This is a genomic window from Blautia fusiformis (genome assembly GCF_020686995.1).
GTDB lineage: Bacteria > Bacillota > Clostridia > Lachnospirales > Lachnospiraceae > Blautia_A > Blautia_A fusiformis.
On the sequence record NZ_JAJEPT010000011.1, the window covers coordinates 63,867 to 81,279 of the forward strand.

22 protein-coding genes are annotated in these 17,413 nt (G+C 42.9%); all 22 read right to left on the reverse strand.

From position 1 onward, the window contains the following. Positions 1 to 2: 2 nt before the first annotated feature. On the reverse strand, positions 3 to 566 hold the full coding sequence (locus tag LKD46_RS10530) for a hypothetical protein (RefSeq protein ID WP_227574120.1): 564 nt from the start codon (positions 564 to 566) through the stop codon (positions 3 to 5). 132 nt (positions 567 to 698) lie between these two features. Beyond that, positions 699 to 917, reverse strand: coding sequence for a hypothetical protein (locus tag LKD46_RS10535; protein ID WP_227574121.1), 219 nt, complete (start codon positions 915 to 917; stop codon positions 699 to 701). A 238-nt stretch (positions 918 to 1,155) separates the two neighbouring features. Next, complete coding sequence (locus LKD46_RS10540) at positions 1,156 to 1,530, reverse strand: hypothetical protein (RefSeq protein ID WP_046438148.1); 375 nt, start codon at positions 1,528 to 1,530, stop codon at positions 1,156 to 1,158. Then, positions 1,527 to 1,844, reverse strand: a complete 318-nt coding sequence (locus LKD46_RS10545) for a hypothetical protein (protein WP_227574122.1) — start codon at positions 1,842 to 1,844, stop codon at positions 1,527 to 1,529. Before LKD46_RS10545 ends, LKD46_RS10540 begins: the two co-directional genes overlap by 4 nt. Further along, positions 1,825 to 2,049 carry a hypothetical protein gene (locus LKD46_RS10550; protein ID WP_118510338.1) on the reverse strand — a complete coding sequence of 75 codons (225 nt, stop codon included), beginning with the start codon at positions 2,047 to 2,049 and terminating at the stop codon, positions 1,825 to 1,827. Before LKD46_RS10550 ends, LKD46_RS10545 begins: the two co-directional genes overlap by 20 nt. Before the next feature lie 11 nt (positions 2,050 to 2,060). Then, positions 2,061 to 2,759 carry a hypothetical protein gene (locus LKD46_RS10555; RefSeq protein WP_227574123.1) on the reverse strand — a complete coding sequence of 233 codons (699 nt, stop codon included), beginning with the start codon at positions 2,757 to 2,759 and terminating at the stop codon, positions 2,061 to 2,063. 259 nt (positions 2,760 to 3,018) lie between these two features. Continuing rightward, complete coding sequence (locus LKD46_RS10560; RefSeq protein WP_046438144.1) at positions 3,019 to 3,225, reverse strand: hypothetical protein; 207 nt, start codon at positions 3,223 to 3,225, stop codon at positions 3,019 to 3,021. Between the two features lie 15 nt (positions 3,226 to 3,240). Next, entirely contained in the window at positions 3,241 to 3,444 is a 204-nt protein-coding gene (locus LKD46_RS10565; protein ID WP_118045288.1) for a hypothetical protein, read from the reverse strand. 2 nt (positions 3,445 to 3,446) lie between these two features. Next, positions 3,447 to 4,511, reverse strand: a complete 1,065-nt coding sequence (locus LKD46_RS10570; protein ID WP_182437394.1) for a DNA polymerase III subunit beta — start codon at positions 4,509 to 4,511, stop codon at positions 3,447 to 3,449. Continuing rightward, the gene (locus LKD46_RS10575; protein ID WP_117628348.1) at positions 4,492 to 5,043 is read right to left on the reverse strand and encodes a Holliday junction resolvase RecU; all 552 of its coding nucleotides are present in this window, start codon (positions 5,041 to 5,043) and stop codon (positions 4,492 to 4,494) included. The genes LKD46_RS10570 and LKD46_RS10575 overlap by 20 nt, the downstream gene beginning before the upstream one ends. Beyond that, a complete protein-coding gene (locus LKD46_RS10580; RefSeq protein WP_117628349.1) occupies positions 5,030 to 5,311 on the reverse strand; it encodes a hypothetical protein in 282 nt (93 codons plus the stop codon). Before LKD46_RS10580 ends, LKD46_RS10575 begins: the two co-directional genes overlap by 14 nt. Next, positions 5,292 to 6,326, reverse strand: coding sequence for a DUF5131 family protein (locus LKD46_RS10585; RefSeq protein WP_331465970.1), 1,035 nt, complete (start codon positions 6,324 to 6,326; stop codon positions 5,292 to 5,294). The genes LKD46_RS10580 and LKD46_RS10585 overlap by 20 nt, the downstream gene beginning before the upstream one ends. After that, the gene (locus LKD46_RS10590; protein ID WP_046438199.1) at positions 6,298 to 6,534 is read right to left on the reverse strand and encodes a hypothetical protein; all 237 of its coding nucleotides are present in this window, start codon (positions 6,532 to 6,534) and stop codon (positions 6,298 to 6,300) included. Before LKD46_RS10590 ends, LKD46_RS10585 begins: the two co-directional genes overlap by 29 nt. After that, a complete protein-coding gene (locus LKD46_RS10595) occupies positions 6,534 to 6,728 on the reverse strand; it encodes a hypothetical protein (RefSeq protein WP_021652404.1) in 195 nt (64 codons plus the stop codon). Before LKD46_RS10595 ends, LKD46_RS10590 begins: the two co-directional genes overlap by 1 nt. Next, positions 6,728 to 8,893: a PcfJ domain-containing protein gene (locus LKD46_RS10600; RefSeq protein ID WP_227574126.1), complete on the reverse strand. Its 2,166-nt coding sequence runs from the start codon at positions 8,891 to 8,893 to the stop codon at positions 6,728 to 6,730. The genes LKD46_RS10595 and LKD46_RS10600 overlap by 1 nt, the downstream gene beginning before the upstream one ends. An 11-nt stretch (positions 8,894 to 8,904) precedes the next feature. Continuing rightward, positions 8,905 to 9,663, reverse strand: coding sequence for a Cas9 inhibitor AcrIIA9 family protein (locus LKD46_RS10605; protein ID WP_227574127.1), 759 nt, complete (start codon positions 9,661 to 9,663; stop codon positions 8,905 to 8,907). Next, complete coding sequence (locus LKD46_RS10610) at positions 9,648 to 10,481, reverse strand: N-6 DNA methylase (protein WP_021652401.1); 834 nt, start codon at positions 10,479 to 10,481, stop codon at positions 9,648 to 9,650. The genes LKD46_RS10605 and LKD46_RS10610 overlap by 16 nt, the downstream gene beginning before the upstream one ends. A gap of 4 nt (positions 10,482 to 10,485) precedes the next feature. After that, complete coding sequence (locus LKD46_RS10615; protein ID WP_046438193.1) at positions 10,486 to 11,112, reverse strand: replicative helicase loader/inhibitor; 627 nt, start codon at positions 11,110 to 11,112, stop codon at positions 10,486 to 10,488. After that, entirely contained in the window at positions 11,105 to 11,950 is an 846-nt protein-coding gene (locus LKD46_RS10620; protein ID WP_227574128.1) for a phage replisome organizer N-terminal domain-containing protein, read from the reverse strand. Before LKD46_RS10620 ends, LKD46_RS10615 begins: the two co-directional genes overlap by 8 nt. A 12-nt stretch (positions 11,951 to 11,962) precedes the next feature. After that, entirely contained in the window at positions 11,963 to 15,793 is a 3,831-nt protein-coding gene (gene sbcD / locus LKD46_RS10625) for an exonuclease subunit SbcD (RefSeq protein WP_173758005.1), read from the reverse strand. Further along, a complete protein-coding gene (locus LKD46_RS10630) occupies positions 15,790 to 16,233 on the reverse strand; it encodes a hypothetical protein (protein ID WP_117628356.1) in 444 nt (147 codons plus the stop codon). The genes sbcD and LKD46_RS10630 overlap by 4 nt, the downstream gene beginning before the upstream one ends. After that, entirely contained in the window at positions 16,230 to 17,351 is a 1,122-nt protein-coding gene (locus LKD46_RS10635; protein WP_118045308.1) for a hypothetical protein, read from the reverse strand. The genes LKD46_RS10630 and LKD46_RS10635 overlap by 4 nt, the downstream gene beginning before the upstream one ends. Positions 17,352 to 17,413 lie beyond the last annotated feature (62 nt).

The window sequence follows — 17,413 nt, forward strand, 5'->3', positions numbered from 1 at the left end:
TCTTAATGCCCGCTCCGCAGCATGCAGAACAGCAGTTCCGTCATAGATCGTTTTCTTGAGCCTGCATGACAGTTCAAAGCAACTGACAGTTTCCATTTCTCCGTATCTCCATCTAACGGTGTTGGATTTTCGAATTCTTCCGTAACCTCTCTCCAACGCGGAACCGCAACCAATACTCCCATGCAGCCTATCTCCGCATAGCATTCTGGAAAGTGCTCGCGTACATGTCTTGCAAAGTTTCCATTTCTGAGGTCTGGTAAAATGTCTTTATAACACTCCATTGTTACTACAAGATAATTTTTCTCACCGATAAAATTCAATCCATTTCCACTATAAATATCTGCCCGGCAACTTTTGATTTCATAGCAAGTAAATATGCCTTTCTCAATTGCAGATATGGAGCACTGATTCTCCGGCGAAAATTGCATATAATCTATTCTTCTTGGCTTTCCTGCTGCGTAGCCATAATCAAGGCTTACTTCTCTAGCCCAGTATTTACCTGGACCAGAAAAACGGCTTTTTTCCAACAATCTGCTAAGAAATTTTGTTGTTTCAGATCTTGTCATTTTATACCTCACATTCTTCTGCAAGTTCTGCTTTGCTACTTCAGATTTGGTTTCTTGATCTTAATCGTTTCCTTCAGCTCAGGTTTTACAGTGTTGTTTTCTGCCCACATGCGAAGCTCCTTTGCTCCCGGATTATTTTTTTTCAATATCATCTGCCAAATTACGCAGGACCATAGAAATAATTCCGGCGTCTGCAGTTGCATATGGCGTAAGAGCTTTAATGATATTTTTACTGTAATAGTTCAAGCCTTCACTAAGCATTTCTGCCCCTTCTTTGTTTTTTCCTTCTTGGACCATTTTTCTGGCTCTAAGGACATAACTCTGCATACGTTTCTCCTTAATCTTTATCATTTCTTTACCACCTTTATCTTTTTTCTCAAACGTTCAGCATGTTCATTTGTCACAATATAGTTTTCGCACTGCTTACATCTCATATCTTTATTTTTTAAGTCACCATCATAGTATCGACATTCCTCGCAAACATAGCAAAATATCTTTGCTTCTCCTGCCATTTGGTCTGAACTGTACAGATTGTTCGCACAATGGTCGCAAAGACAGCCGGCGCACGGAAAAGCATAGTCATCCCGGCTTATACTTCCACCTCAAATTCTTTCAATTCAGAAATTAACCATCTTCTTCCGTCATCTGCGATAAAATCAAACTTGGCTTTTGTTACGTCTTTTAAATTTAGGCTCTCAGAATTTACAGCGAATAGAGTGAATGTTCTTTTAACAGCTTCCAATTCTCCGTTGCTATTTCTGCATAAGTAATCCCATTTATCATTCAAAGATTCGACAAAACATTTCTCAATTTTTGTAAGTTTTGGTCTTTCATCTTTCTTCAGATCATCCTGTAGCTGTTGAATCATAACTAAAACATCTTCTGACGACATTGGCTTGCCTTCCATTACCAGCGGTCTTAAATAATCACGGTATGCAGATAATCTGCTTTTTATCCGGCTCATTCTCTCGCCTCCGTTTCTTTAAATTCCTCCTGCAACTTATCATCAATGAGCGGGAGCATCATCTTAGGAGTCACCATCCTATGAATCTGTGTAGGTGCATTAACAATTTTCAGACACATATCCAAATATATCTCTCCTGCTGTAATGCCATCCTTATAGGTATCCACTTTATCTGTATTGTCCTTATAAACCGGCAATTTTCTGCATTTTTCTGCCACCTCACGAATCAGTTTCCTAGCCTCTTCCGGAAATTCAACTGTATTGTCTTTCTTTATCTGGACCAATTGCATAATCTTAATGATTTTTTCTTCCATAACGCCATTTCCTCCTTGCTTCTGCTCTTTTCATGCGATGAACTTCATTTTCCAAGGTATTCACCTGTTTCTGCAGGTCATCCACATCGACCAACAGGTAAAAATCCGGCTGGACCAGTCTGGTCGGGCCTACATTCATATTCATCTCTTTGTGCAATTCCTTGCACTTGTTTTCTCTCTCATGCACTGCTTTGTATACTTTCATGCTACTCCTTTCTACTGAATCCAAGCCTCTTGCGGAAGCGCATCAGTATATCTTTCAAATTCTTTCCACTCCGTACTGTATTTGGCGGTTATACCTTGTTCTTTGCTCGCCGCTTCATACAAACGCTCAATTTCCTTAATGGTTTGCAAAAATCCCGTGTTTTGATCTCTCAGGATATCTATAGCCGCTTTCAAGGAATCGTAACGATTCCGTAACCCTATATACGACTGATAAACCTTAAAGCACTGTCTGGCCGCTGCTATTAATTCATCCTTTGTTATTGCCTTCATTTTCTTCTTTGCTTCGTCTTCAGCCCAAGCATCTGTACCGTCAATTCCGAAATAATCTCCTTCAAAGGAATCCCAGCCAAGTAGTCCCCCGGAGTTTTCCCCTGCACCTGCAGCCACGAAAAACATATCGAAACAATTCGGAATCCATTCTTCCCGCAAATCCTCTTGCATTCTTTCACATTCAGCACACAGATCCGCAAACGCCATTTTAAATTCATATGCTTCGTCTTCATCTCCATCCAAAGCATTAATAAGAGAATCGTTTCCATCGTCAGAATCTGTATACCACCGAATATTTTCACATTCCTCCATGATGTTCCATAAATCCTCTTGTATCTTGTCCAAGTTCAAATCCCGGACTATCGGCTTTTTATAGCGGAGCTGTTTCGCCTTCCATCGTTTTGTTTCTTCTGCATCCATATTTTCCCACACCTCTCAAGAATTTCTCTACAAACCCGGTCATATTCCAAAAGTAATGTAAGATCTTTCGTTCGGCTCAGTGGCCGGTCTACAACTTCAACGTAAAATTCTTTCCGGATCATCTGGCCATAGCTCGCAGAATTATAAACATCCTGCTTTTTGCAGCTAATCAATTCAGCTACTTCGGATCCAGTGATGGAGTACTCCATCACTGTCCCATTCCTTTTGCATAAGTTATATAACGCCTTCGCCATATTAATCACCCGTAATAAATTTCGCTGCATCCATCATCGGAAAACTCAACTTCTTCCAGCTTCCAACCATCGCGCTGGAATTCTCCTCGATATGCTTTTTCGTAATGGTTTTTTACGATTTTTTCAGCCTCTTGCATGTCTTTTGCTTTAACAATTCCGACTATAGTTTCGCATCGGAATCCATCATGCTGATAATATCTATACAAATTCATTTATTTCATCCCCTTTCAGCTGTGCGTGGCAATAAAGTTTTCCATCGCCCATCTGTTTCCAGTAGCAGCCACCTGTGCTCTGGTTCGTTCATACGGGCTGAGAGGTCTCCCAGATATTCTTCTGGTTTCTTCTGCCGGAAGAAGTCCCTTCCGGCGAAGATTTGCAAGTTCCTCTGGTGTTGCGTCTTTGATATCTTTTACTGATATGATCTCAATCATGTTTATGCCTCCCTTATCGCAACCGGAAGCACCATGGCTTTCATGTCGCTGTCCTCTGCTTCCACAATCATCGGTGTTCGTGGGCTGGTGAAGCCCAGTGCAATATTGTCACAGGTGAAGGCTTTCAATGTTTCCAGGACCAGTCTTGAATCGAATCCCAACCGTATGGATTTGCATACGGTTTCCTGGAGCGGTACCTGTTCCTGATAGTCTGCCAGCTTATCCCGGATACTGATATTCAGCACATCGTCTTCTATCTGGAACACTGCCGGCTGCTTTTCTTCCGTACACATCTTTGCCCTGGTCATTGCGCCGATCAATGCAGTTCTTGATGCACATGTATTAATCTCGCCTTCGGTAAACATTTTCTGATAAGCAAAGTATTTTCCTTCAATCAGTCTTGTGTAAATGGTATATTCAGCAGACTTGAATACCGCACTGTTTTTGGTGTATGTAAGTGTCACATCATCGATTACGCCCATGGAAATCAGCTTCTTGGCAGTCGTCTTCGGTACGATCAGTTTCATATCCTTTGCGCCTTCTGCTTTAACAGAATCTACTGCGACTACGTGCCCGTCCAGTGCGGCAAGGGAAACTCCGCTGTCTGTACCCTCAAAATAAATTCCGGTCATCTGTGTATTCGCACCGCCGTCAGCTGCTGCATAAATAACATGACCTATAGCCTCCATGATCTTTTTACCATTCAATTCCACTCCATCCGCTTCCGGATCCTCTGTAATATCAAAATTGAATTCCTCCGGAGGGTAACTCTGGTATTTGTTTTTAATTGCTCCTATCTTGATCATAACTACATTCTTGTCGGTTGCGCTGATGTCGATTTCTCCATCCGGAAGATTTTTGATCAAGTCAAAGGCTTTCATTGGAATAATAAAATAACTGCCTTCTGAGGCCTCTAATTTGACCTTCATTGTAATCTCGGAGTTGGAGGCGATTAAATACCCGTCCTTTACCAGAATCCCTCCCAGAGCCGGAAACTGGTCGTTCTTCTGCACAATACTTTTTAATTTATCAATAACTCTGGCGATCTCATACTTCTGTACTTTCATCTTCATTCCTTTCCCGGAGAACAATACCATCGAGGTACTTCACCACTCCGTTTGAATATTTGATCCTGTAAGGTTCCAGTTCTTCCCGGTTCATGTACTTGTGTCCGTAAATCTTCTTCATATCCCGAAATACCACCCACGGAACCCGGTAGAATTCTTTAAATTCCAGAGATACAACCAAAAAACACATTGCCCCAAGCTTCATATACCTTTCAAAGCACGCCTGCTGTTCAGTGGTTACTACGTCCCTGCTAATCTTATCTTTGTCCGTATGCTTTGCATCAAACAAGATCATGGTTGAATCCATGAGAATTCCTTTGAAATCAGGCTGAGCCTGTTTAGTGAAACAGCAGATGAACTGCCCTCTGTTCCTGTCCATTGCCTTCAGTACCTTAAATGCTTCCGGAGTTTTATCAACTGCTGCAATTCCTCTTTCTTCATAGAATCTGGATGCCGCAAGTATCATTCCCTCAAAATGTTCTCCGTTAGATCTGCTCTGCAGACCTCTTATTGAACGCTTATAAGTATCCATTTTCTTCCGCTACCTTTATGAGTTTGTTTATTGTTACTGCTCCAATTCCCGGAATCTTATTCAGCTGAAGGAATGCGATAAACTCCTTTGCTCCCTCTCCGGTTTTTGAGATACTGGCTTTTCCACAATTAAAGCCCTCGCTTCGTGCTTTTTCCACACGATCTTCCACATAATGCACAAGCTGTTCGTCTGTCTTCTTTCTCATTTCCACAGCTTTTTTATGAATAAGGTTTTCATCAGTTGTTCTTCTACAGCTTCTCTTTGCCATCTTCAATCTCCTTTTTATTTTCAAGGTCCGGCACCGGTATATTGTGACTAGTCAGCCATTTCGCAAAGCAGGAATGACACATATGGCCAAACGATGTCGCCTTGCCGCCCCTGACCGCTCTTGCTGTCAAGGTAACCATCTTGTTTTTATCTTCTGTCTTTCCGCACAACATACAGTTGCCACTGAGTTTTTTATTGACTTTCTCGCTCCTTTTACGAATCTGCAGCTCCTTCGGATAATCCCTGCGCATATTCTTCTCACCAACAATCGGAATCAGACTGTCTTTCATAAATACCGGTATCCCGTTGTAATCAGCTTCTACAACGATTCTCTTGATCCATTCGAATTCAGGAATCACTTTCTCTTTCCTGTGTCCTGTCTCGGCACCGATGATTATCCAGTTCAAATATTTCAGTGCGGAAATGTTTTCATCTATATCTTCGAGCAATGGCTCTATACTGGTGAAAGTGTTTAACAGGTTTGGAAGCTGGTATATCCGTTCCATGTCCTCACTATTCGTCACAGTTGTTCCGTACCACATATTCCCTTTCCCAGAAGGCACACCGTACTGGGTGTACCTTTTCGGATTCTTTGTGAGAAACAGGTAATTGTGCTGAGGATGTTTTGCACAAGCGTAAAGGACATCCTCTATCCAACTGTCAGGAATCCACTCTCCAAATATGTCTGCCATTGCTCCAACAAATATATTTTGCCCCTGTTTCAGCTTGTCCAATGTGTCATATCTGTATATGTGTAATGTCGGTTCAAACCCAAATGGATATATGACAGGCTTTCCATCCTCATTCATGAACGGTTTATCCAGGACAAACAGATCTCCCTCCATTCGATATTGGTCTGTCTGGACCATATTTCTTTTCATATTTCCGCAAAAACGGAGTGACATCTTGTCAGCGTAGCAGTAAGAACAGCCATGCCGACAACCGGTAATTGGATTCCATGTATGATCGCACCATTCGATACCACTCTTATTCATTGGCCAGCCTCCTTCCTGCATGTTCAAGGATTTTTTCTTCTTCCCACTTCACTTCGGAGAAGTCAATCTTCTGTCCACACTCGCTACAATATTTCGGTTGAAAGTTCGGCCCCGCATTCAACACATGATTACATCTAGGACAATAACAAGGCTTATGCTCCACATATGTGAATCCGTATTTCCGGTAAACTTCCGTTCTTACAACTGGTTTTCGTGCTATGAATTTCATCACTCCACCTTCTCTCCATACTCGATCACGTATTCGTACTGAGCTGATTTTCTGTTTTCGCCTCCGGGAACTTCTTTTCTGACAATCTGGACTGCATATCCTGCTTTTGCCAGCATGGAAACCATCTGCAATCGGTCTTCTTCGTTCCACTGAACGCTTCCTTTTCGAATACTTCTGATGCTCTGCTTCGCCATTATCCGCACTTCCTTTCCATCTTTTCTTCTCGTTCTTTCATCAGCTTCTCAAATGCAGCTACAAAAGCTTTTACCGATGCCGGCATCCCACAGTTGTGATTTCCCCTGCACTGGATCACGCGACCATTGTTATATTCCATTGTGAAATATGGTGTATCAGGTTCTTCCACTCTGCGCACAAAGAAGATGTGTGTCTGCCCTTTGGCCACTCGGTCAACGTAAGTTCCAACACAATGGTGAAGGGCAGCTCCTTCATTCTTGATTTCCTGTGTATCTCTTGGCACTCTCAATATCAATCCTTTTCCTTTTATCAAGAAAGCGTTGTCTATGCCGGCATTCTCTTTGAGCATTTCCTCCAGAAGTTTTTTCATGACCTCGGCTTCCCGCTTTATCCGTTCATCTTCCCGGCGTTTCTTTTCCGCTGCCTTTTTATCCTGCAATGCTTGATATTCCGCAGCTGTCCGATCATGTACTTTCTTGAAATTCTTCGGAAAATAGAAGAACATATTGTTGAGATCATATTTCAGTTCTTTGCACCAGTTCAAATAATCAAGCCAGTCCTTAGCGCAATTCTGCAGACGTTCTTCTCTGATATCCGGTCTTTCTTTACGCTGCATATAGGAATATCGCCAACATTGTCCGCTCTCTCCCACGCGATAATCAGCACCTTCGCGTTCAATATATCTGCAGATCTTATGGATGGTCGATTTCCTGTTCTCCTTCCGGATCAGCGTTGTGTTGCATCCGAAAAGTTTATAGAACCGTTCCAGTTCTTCCGCTTTTAGGTTGTAACCAGAGCTTTGCGCTTCCTGCAATAATCTCAGTTCATCAATGTTTCCATCAATAGACTGCAGTATTCGCGTGTTTTCCTTCGTAAGGCCAAGAATTTCAAATATTGTTTTTCCACTTTTTCTCAGTCCCCTAATTCCATTCCGGCTTTCATACCCAAAAGCACCATCGTGAAACTCGTTGATCAGATGTGCGGCCAGTTTATACAGCCCCATTTTTATAAACCATTCAAGCTGCGGAAACTTTCTGTATCTGTTGATTGCCTTTGCATAATGTATCTGTTCACTCGGTCTATTCTCCGCCAAAATTTCCAGTGCCGAGTATTTCATCGGAGTATCTTTCCATGCTTCCGGCAGGTTTCCAGGATATAAGGTGCAGTATGAACTTTCTCTGTATCCTTCATCTGTGCACCACCGTACAATACCAGTCTGTTTATACTCTCTGTATTCATAACTGCTGGTGCATGGCGTTCCGTTCGGTGCAAATTTGTAAAATGTCCTTACAATCTCAAATAATCCATCATTTGTCTTTCCATCCAGCTTTACTTCTCTGTATGCTGTAAAATACCGCCACAGGAACCCATCTTCTCTTGGCTCAATAAATGAAACAATCCTCCTGTCACATATGCGTGCCGGCATCCTGCCTCTGGCTTTAATGGTGACCGGACTTCCACAAAGGGGGCATATCCCCTTCTCGTTATTTCTTAACCGAATTTTCGTTCTGTCTACCAGTGTCACCCCATTACAATGAGTGCAATGCACCAGAGCCTCATTCTTTGATCTTGTTGAGTAAATCAGATATCTGCTGAATGACATCGCCTTATCTGATACCCAGTTTTTAAATTCATCAGGGATTTCTTTGACCGTTTCCATAAGCGCATCAATTGGATTGGTTTCTTTGGCATGTCTTTCATCAAGACGTTTTTGTTTGACCATATCCTGAAAGCGTGTCACAGCTGTCCAGTCTCTTGCATCTTTCTCTGTGCTCCATTCCTCGAAAAAGCTGCGCATACGATCAATGTCTGCATCCGTCCAGAAAAACATATTCGGCGTCCATCTGCCTGTGCTTTCTTTGTAATCCCAATGATGTTCATAAAGGCTGATATCATACATTCTGTCATAAGCTGCAGTCAGCCATTTCACTTTTTCAACGGTCAGATCTTGTGATATGTAATCATTCTTGGAAAAAAACGTTCTTAACTGAGCGTCTTTTTTTCCTTTCTTCAATTTTCTGATTGGATAGAATGTTACCATCAACAGATCTTTTTCTATATCTTTGGTCGTTACGATATGTGTGCCTGCAGCTCTTTCCGCAAATCTGACCATTTCATCAGAGGCTTCCTCCCTCGGAATCTTTGCTAATTTTCTCTTTTCCATGCGACAGCCTCCTACAGAAGATCAAACAATGACATCTGGCCAGACAGTTCGCTGCTTTTGGTACTGGTTTTTTCAGTTTTCCGCCGCTTGGAAGCAGCATCTTTTTTCACTGGCTTTTCAGAAACCTTGGAATCATCCTTTATTTTCTGGACATCTTTCTTGGTTTCTGTAACTTTTTTAGTTGGTGCTTCGGTCTTTTTTGTTGTCGCAGGCTTTTTGCTTTTTTCCTTTTTGGCGGTTTCCGGTTTTTCATACTTGTGGTAATAATCCTCGGCCCATTCATACACGACCCGGTCTTCAACTGCTGTACTTCTACCATTCGACTGCTTCCTGGCCTGCTCAACGATATAACTAAAGCACTTGTTCCAGGTCTTTCCCTCCTGCATCACATCTTCAGCAAGCCCCTGATCCTCTTCGCATCTTTTCATCAGGTAAGTAATGACCGGATCCGCAAAGTTCTTCTGGGTTGCTTTTTTCTTTTCAGCTTCCAGTTTTTCTCTGGCTTTCTGCTTTACCGGCTTTGCATTTTCAGCTTCTGCCGCTTCAACTTCTTCTTTTGTCGGAGCCGGAATCCCGGAAACAATATCAGCAAGAGAGGCTTTTCCCATTGGAACTGTATCCTCTTCCTTTGATTCATCGTCTTCCTGGGCCTCTAATTTGCCCTCTGTCGGTTTCTCTTCCTGTTCCCCTATTGTTTCACTGTCTGCAACCGTTTCCGCCTCTAAACGGTCAGTATCAGCTTCAAGTTCCTGTTTTAACTGTTCTGACATTTGTAATCTCCTTTCTCGAAATCAAAATAAAAAGTAATCTTCCCAGGGTTGCGTTCTTCAATCGGAGTTATCCATGAACCGCACATTTCTTTAAATATCTGAATCTGCCGTCTACAGTTCCATTCTCCCCTGAAATAAAACGGTGTGTACCAGAATTCCTGTCCCGGCTTTTCAACCGGCATCAGTGGATCTCCGCACACCGGATTGGATATCGTATTTGCAACAGCCACCCAGCCTGCGCACCCAAGAAGCGAAAGCTGTATGTAACACATCTGGGCAACTACCCTGTCTATGTCATTGGCGGTGAACAAAACCCGTGTCTGATAATTTATCTTTTTTCTGTGGAATATGTTTGCCGCTGCTACAAGAGTTGCTCCTGCTCCACACGCCGGATCATTGACAGATATCCATTCCTGTTTTTCCAATGTCTGTACATTGTCATTGATTGTTATGCTTGCCATACATTCACAGACATTGTATGGTGTAAAAAACTGCCCTTTCCAGTGGTTCCCTAGCTCAAGGCTCATGTACAGTTTTCCAAGAAAGTCCTGATCTGGATTGCGTTCCAGTGCCTCAACCACAATCGCAAAGCATTTGGCCGGCTTCTCTACCCCGCCAAGGCGTTTGATGCACTCTGCATATTCTTTCTCTCTTGCAGTGTATCTCGGTTCCGTCTTATCAACCGAATTCGCCAGTGTGCAAGCCATTGCCGCCATTAGATCGGCCCACACCTGCCATGAACTCCGGCTGTAACACAGCTCTTGAAAGACTTTTATGAATTCTTTCTCTGTTCCCTGTATTTTCTCTATCTGCTCCATGCTGTCACCTCTTGAATCCGTGTTCCCGCATTAGCATATCTATATACTCTGGTGTCGCACGTTCTGGTTCTTCTGCTATCTGGTCCCGGTGCTGTTGTTCTATTGCCGCATTTTCGTGTGTGGTAAGCTGTGCAATATATTTATTTTTCGCTTCCAGAATACTCGGAGGAAGCTTTGCATCATTCGTCTTGCGCTCGATCAGGGTTGAATATATCTTGAAGAAATGCGCTCGGACAGCATCCTGGTTCTCATCAAGGCATATCTCCCGGAAGCCAAGCCGCTTTACCGCCTCTCTGACTATTGGTGTCAGGCTTTCCAGCGCCTCTTCCTGCCTGTAATATCCATACTGGCTGATGGCCTTCTGGACTTCTCCCCAGGCTTCTCCCTGGTCTTTGAGGTGTGGAACTGTGTATTCTGCACATTTCTCCCGTATCTCAGATATCTGCGGCGGGTATGTATGAGTGGCAAACAGTTCCATCAATGCTGTTTCGCAAAGCTTATAGTCCAGATCTCCAAGCATGCGGTACCACATTCTGATGCTGTATTGGTCTGGCATGACATTAAATGTTGGATAGGCACTTTTGATTGAAGCTCTGATAAAATCAAATTCTTGAGGTGTCACTTCAATCACCTATCCCTTCGCACCAGCCGGACGTTGCCTCCATATACTGATCCGTTGACATGTTCTTTGTAGCTGCAGGTGCTTGCGGTGTTCTGGATGCCGGCATTGAATTCTGTGAACGTTCTAACCAACCAGTGATAAATCTCTTGATTCCTCTCGGTGTCTTACGATTACGAGGGTGACTGTCAAGCCATGCCGCCATTGATCTAAACTCCTGTTCAACATCCAGTGCCGGAAACAGTTCTCTCAGTGAATTGAGATAATCAAATGTCACATCATAGTTTCCAGATCCTGTAATCAACGGAAGAGAGATGAACGTGTTCTGCTTGGAGTCTTTAAGCTCCAAGCTAATGTTTTTATTATCTTTATTATCTTTATTCTCTGTTCTCTTATCTCTATTCTCTGGTGCCCGAACGTCCGACATTTGTCTGGACATTTGTCCTTCTTTATCCTCAATAATCCTTGATTTTTCGGCATTTATAGTTGCTCTGTACTCTCTTTTCCTGTCGGCTTCATTAGAACTCCGTCCTATAAAATTCTGGATATCAAGCATATAAATTGCACCATTATCCAAAATTTCAATGAATCCCATGGATGTCAGCACTTTCATTGCTTTTTCAACAGTTCCAACTTGATGGTGTGTAATTGTTGCCACCATATCCGGCGTATAAGGGATAATTCCCCTATACATAAGCCGGCCGTCCTGTCTTAAGCTCATTAAATAGAGTTTAAGTAAGATATCACTATAGATATATCCATCCTTCATTCCTTGCAGGAGAAGCATATCTTCTGAATCGAAGAAGCCTTCTTTAAGTTTCAGGTAATAATAAGTTTTCTTATCTGCCATCTTCCCCTCCTGTTAATAGATTACTTTTGAGCCATCATCTGTTTTAATTACTGTCACAGCCTGGCCGAATCTCGCTTTCATGGCATCGTCATGAGTGATTGCCATAATCTTCACATCGGAATACCGATCACGGATCGTCTCAAGGGCATCTACATAAGCCTGTGCGCCCTCATCATCAAGGAATGGTGGTTCATCAATAAAGAGCATTCCAAGCTGTATTCCTGCCGCTGTTGCCTTGATCTCGGACAGTGCAAGGATAACGGCAAGAGAAGCTTTTACCTTCTCGCCTCCGCTCTTGGAAGCATATGGAAGAGTTGTCTTGCCATATTCGTTGATCAGAACATCCAGCGTTGCCTTGTCTCCGTCCTTTCCTTTGACGGTGCGCTCCATCACAAATTCCACTCCCATCGTTCCACCAGTCATCTGGCCAAGAATATTATTCGTAGTATCTGTGATATGAGGAATGATGTTCCTGATGATCTGGTGTGGAACTCCGTCCTGTGAAAAAGCCTGCTTTAATGCTTCGTAACAGTCCGCTCTGCCGGCAGCTACAGCAATTCCATTATTCAGCATGGAGATTTCGCCTCGCATGGTATCGATATTTTCCAGACGTTCAAGGAGTACTCCCTTCTGGATCTGCAGTTCTCCAAGAGTTTCCTTGTTACTGCGAATCTGCCTGCCTGTTTCTTCTACCATATCTGCCGAAAATGTTTCCTTCATTTTTTCTATCATGGTATCCATACCAGTAAGCTGAGAAGAGAGAATGAATTTTCTGTCAGTAAGTTTTTCCATCTCTTTTTCCATGCTCTCAATCCTTTCAAGAACATGCTGCTTTCTTTCTTCGTAAACAGGAAGTTCTTTTTCCTGTTCTACATAAGTCTGCAGATGAGCCATCTGCTGTTTGATCTGTTCCTGTCTGTCAACTGATTTCGATAGTTCATTAACTGTTTCCGTTATCTCAGAGGCCTTTGATTTGACCTGTAGCAGATTCTCCTCGCACTGCCCTATATTTTTATCGTTCGATTCCTTTTCGGCCTCTAAACGGGCAATTTCGAGTTTGTTTTGCTCCGCATCTTTCTTTATGCGTTCATATTTTGCAAGTCCATTCACCTGTATGAGCAACAACTTCAGCTGATCTGGATTGTATCCGATCTCCCAAATTTTCTTTTGTTTCTCCGCTACCTTCTTGTTCATTTCAGATGTCAGCGTTTCGATTTCTTTTTCAAACTTCTGCAAGCAGCCCCGTTCAACAGGAAGGTTTTTGACATCATCAACTGCTTTTGCAAGAAATCGGCAACTTGCATTTTCGATATCCGGACATCCGGAATTTTTCATAAATTCTTCCTGCTGTTTTATTTCCCTGAGCCTTGTCTGGTGATAATCACGTTTATTTTTTGCATCTGATATCTGCTGCGAATATGATGATCTGATTTGCTGCAGTTCGTGATCTGCAACAGATGCACGGTATCTCTTTTCCTGCTGGCTATCAAGTTCCTCTTTTTTGCGATTCAATTCTTCAAGTCTGTATTCCAGATCAGTCGGAACGTTGGAACTCAGCAGAGAAATCTGAGAATCTATCTGCTCATTTCTGAGCTTGCTCTTTGTAATAATCCTCTGGTAACGGTCAGCCTCTTCGGTGTAACCGTTCAATGTCTCTTTGGCATTTTTGTATTTAATAACGTCCTTTTCTACGCCAGAAAGCTGCAAAGATAATTCTGAATGCTGTTTTGCTTTTTCCCGTATCACATCCGCCATTTCCAAAAGGTTATTGCACGCTGTCAGCGTCTGCTTTGAATATTCCAGGTCATGTTCCATGGCACTGCATTCCTCAGAGCATTCTTTTAATTCACTTCTCGCTTTTTCGCTTTCTTTCTCTGCCTCAGATATTTTTTCCTGACGTTCGAGCAGTTTTCTTCTGGATTCATCCAGATTTTCAAGTTCTTCCTGCTTTTTATGAATATCTTTTTCTACTGTCTCCAGTTCTTCCTCTGGATTTCCCTGAGCCTTAATGAAGTCAGTCTTGATCCGAACGGCTTCTTTTTTAGAAGCAAGCTCTTTTCTTGCATCCGCAAGCTTCTTTCTGGCATCCAGTTCCATTACTCCATAGATTCCAAGCCCGAGCAGATTTCCAAGGATAGCAATACGTTCATCTTTCTTCGCCTGCAAGAATAATCCATACTGGTCCTGCATGATCAATGCGCAGCTGCGAAATGTCATGCTGTCCATGCCAAGAAGCTTCTCGATTTCAGCCTGTGTGTCAACGATTCTTTCCTTGGACAGATTCATCCAGTCAGCACTTTCTTCCTGATACTGTGACAAGTTCAGAGTTGGTTTTCCGGATTTTGTTCTGGTGCGAACTACCCGGAATCGTTTCTCTCCGATGTCGAAAATAAATTCTATGGAACCGCTTCTTGCATCCTCTGTACCTCGGATCCACGCCTTGCAGTCTCCCTCACGGGTTTCTTCAAACAGGCAATCCACAATAGCATCCATGAAAAGGCTGCTCTTTCCTGCACCGTTTACTCCATTGATCGTGCAAAATGAAATGTCTGAAAAATCAAAACTTTCTTCCTTGTAGTTTCTGTAATTCCTTACCGAAATAGATACCGGCTTAAACACACCGTGAATCTCTGCAGTGGTACTCTGTTTCATGGCTTCTGCTATGATTGGCTCGGCAAGCTCCACGATTTTGTCTGGATTCTTAAATGTCTTTTCCTCCAACCATTTTTTCAGATTCAACCTTGGGTCGCTTTCCTCCGAGAGAAGCCCGCGGTTCGTGATGTCAATAGTGCTTTCTGCTTCAATATCTGCCACATAGAATGCACCAAGCTCATACAGGTTCTTTTGCAGTAGCGGAATGTTGAGCGCCTTTTTCTGCTCAGATGTGCAGGAATACCGCACCCGGACTATCTTATCCGTCACATCTTCTGAAATGCCTGTTCTGTGAAGATACATAGCTCCTTCACGGATATAGTCGCTAGCTTCATCAGGATCCCAGGTGATAGTGTGGAACTGTCTGTATGGAGTAGTGTATTTATGTCCTTTTACCAGAGTGCCTTTCTCATTAAATTCATGAATCCAGAATCCACGATCCTGTCCTTCATCATTAAAATTCATTGCATTGATCGCTCCGGAATAGAATACATTGTCAAGTCCTTCAATGATTTGCGGGCGATGGATATGGCCAAGAAGCACCGCCTCATATCTTGCGGCCATTAAAGCTTCTCTTGGAATGACCGGCTCAAAGTTTGTGAAGAAGGAGGTCTGCCCTGATTCCATGTTGCAACCAGGAACCGTATAATGTGCCATGAGAATCGGTGTCTTTTCACACTCTGCTCTCAATGCAAAAACCATATCTGAAATATATTTCGTCCATGCAAGATTTTCTTCGTCTGCAGATAAACCAGGGAATTTTGCTCTGAACTCCTGTTTGTCAAATCCCGGCAGGCAGGCAATGTCTGCCCATGGAGTCTTTATTACTCCTGGTTCTGTAACAACATCTACATTTCTAATATTAAGCAGCATCCGTTCAAGAACTCTAAACTGAGCAGCTCCATCGTGATTTGGAGTGCCTCGCATCACGATCACATACTTCGAAAAATGTGCTAATGATGTAATGATGTTCGTTGCCGTAATCATTTCGTCTGAATACCTCACGGGGCCAACCTGTTCCTGATGAAAGATATCTCCTGATACACAAACGATATCCGGTTTCTCTTCTATAGCTACCTGTACCATATATTCCAAACATTTTACTGTATCCTGCGAACGGAGATTTACTCCGTCCACTACAGGTCCTTTAAACTGGCCAATATGCCAGTCAGCAGTATGAAGTATTTTCATTTGCTCATCTCCTTTACTGTTGCCTTCATTGCTGTGATCATGTTCTTTAATTCCGTTTCTAAAAGCGAAAAGTTCTCCTCGCTAATTCCGCAGAATTCAACGCCATCATCTCCCATCTTTTCTCCGATAAAGAGAATATTTCCAACAATGGGGCATCCATGTTTATCAAACTCGTAAAGATAACTTCCGATCAGATTTGCTTTGTTCGGCTTCAGTCTTCCCTCTTCATCGATCAGCATACTCACACACTTCCCTGGTTCTTTAACAGGGCTGGATGGCATTTTCAGTTCTGTGTATAATCTCTTTGGCATTACATGTTCTACAAGGTCACAGCCGTTTCCGATAAGTTCACACAGAGCTTTGTTATGTTCCCGGATGGTACCGGATGGAAATTCATGTACTGACATTTCCAATTCTGTTGATACCTTTATTATTTTCATCTGCGCCCGCCTCCTCTCTGGCATTTAATGCAAAGTGGCTCTCCGAATTTATTGATTGAATATTCGTAAACCCTTTCATTTATGACCTCACCGCATCTGGAACACTGGAAATCTGCCGATCTATCCGGCTCTGGTTCTGGCTCCGGTTCGGGAGCAATATCCGGCTCCTGCATTGGTGGATAATCATCTTCGTTTTCTGTATCCGAAGCATATGCTGGATTATTCAAATCATCCTGAGTAAATACTGTGCTTTCAGATTCGAAATCCACGCTCTTAACTGCTATCTGTGGTGTACCAAACATATTGTTCACGGAGTTCATGCCTTGTGTCAGCATTGCCTGTCTGACCTGTGGATCCGAGAAATCAGGTGAAAATATAACTGTTGGGATAGCGAAATTCTTCTGCAATTCCGCCTTTGTGTATGTGCCTTTTACACCAAGCAGAGCTCTTATAACACGAAGCTTCGCACCGGTCATAGCTTTTTCAGCCCAGGTCTTTTTCAGCAGTGCCATGTTTACCATGACGGAGCGATCAATGTATCTGTCTCTATCTTCTTTCGCAACCACAAAGGCCTGACATTTCTTCCCCCATTTATTCTTGGATTCCACCCATTGTCCAGAAAAGATTTCCGCAGCTGCCTGTGCCTGTTTTTCATCAGTAATGCCTTTTGTGGCTTTGTCAGCAAACTCAATGCGGTATTTTTCTTCTTCATCTTCCAGACAGATCACCTTCTGGTCAGTTTCTGTTCTGGCTGTTCCGTCAGCCTTGCGCATAGCTCCCTGAGCCTGTGCTCGATATGTAACCCGGTCGATACGCTCACCATATGTTTCCTTTGGATTGAACTGGATACCGGCTGCCATAGCCATTTTGTTGAGCAAAGGCTTAGATAAAGAAAACACATCTTCCCAGATGTCTTTTCCTTTCTCATCCTGCTTACCTGTCTTAACTGAGCCAACCTTGAAAATGTCTCCGCTGTTTTCGCCCAGATCAACCGGAACCTCTTCTACATGGAATTTGTAGAATGGATTAAGTTGCACATCCGTTGCTGTCGGCACCAGCAGGTTATAATTTTTGTATGCCGTTATAACTTCCGGCAAGCTTCCTAAAACCTCTTTCATCTACTTGATAACCTCCTATTTTTGTGATAAAATGACGATGACTTTAAAAACAAAGGGTCGAT